We start from the raw sequence: 886 nt of genomic DNA, 5'->3' as shown, positions 1-886 counted from the left end.
GAGTTTTAAATTCAGGCGTATAACTTTTTCTCATAAACCTACTTTAACAGCTCCTCATTTTGTGTCTAGTTTTATGGGTCCATTATATTTTACCATATGATCGTCAATGATTCGATGCCTGTTTTGTGCTCCGTAAAGTAGACAGTGGGTACAAATCTTGTTGATAATCCTTGCGGCTCCCCCGGAAAAACGATGGATTTCATCCAAAGCTACATCTGTGAAGATTTGCTCATTTACTCCTGAATATTGTAAATGCATGGCAATATATTCTGCAGATTGAGCTCTGTCGTAATGCCCCAGTTTGAATTGAATATCAATCCTTTGGCGGATTGCTGTGAAGGATTGGAGGTGCAGGCGGTCCCATCATTCACTTTGTCCGACAAGAATCAGGCTCATAGGGCTTTGGGCATCCATTTTGAAGTTCAGCAGGAATCTGACTTCCTCCAACATTTCCCGATCAAGAAGATGGGCCTCGTCCACGACCACTACCGGCTGAACACCATGAATTCCTCTCATAAGCTCAATTTCCCGATGAAGCTGCCGTTTTGCATCGCCTCTATAAAATTTAGACTCGCACCCGAGTTGTTCCAACAACCCTTTGTAAAAATGCCGAGGCGTTAATTTGGAATCAGACAAGTACAGTACTTTATATTGTCCATCATCAAGCCGGTCAACAAATTTACGAATAGTCGTCGTTTTCCCAGTCCCACAATCGCCTGTTAAAACCGCAAATAACTGCCTTCCAGCCGTATATTTTAACCGCCCCAGTATTTCCTGCATCATAGGAGAATCATAACCCACATTTCGCACGTCTTAAATATAGTTCATTCTAATTTTTGAATGAACTATATTTAAATGGCTTGGTGGGATGATATCTTCTTATTTT

The 886-nt window shown here is 41.3% G+C and carries 1 protein-coding gene; it reads right to left on the bottom strand.

What is annotated here, in order from left to right; translation table 11 throughout:
* Positions 1-363: 363 nt before the first annotated feature.
* On the bottom strand, positions 364-783 hold the full coding sequence (locus tag IC21_RS07275; protein ID WP_235801109.1) for an ExeA family protein: 420 nt from the start codon (positions 781-783) through the stop codon (positions 364-366).
* Between the last annotated feature and the right edge of the window lie 103 nt (positions 784-886).

The sequence above is a fragment of the Heyndrickxia coagulans DSM 1 = ATCC 7050 genome, assembly GCF_000290615.1.
In the GTDB taxonomy this organism is placed as follows: domain Bacteria; phylum Bacillota; class Bacilli; order Bacillales; family Bacillaceae_C; genus Weizmannia; species Weizmannia coagulans.
The sequence above is the reverse complement of the archived record's forward strand: the minus strand, read 5'-3'. Positions and strand labels throughout refer to the sequence as shown.

Excerpts from the sequence above, each read along its gene's own strand:
- IC21_RS07275 (WP_235801109.1), bottom strand. The coding sequence starts at position 783 with ATGATGCAGGAAATACTGGGGCGGTTAAAATATACGGCTGGAAGGCAG.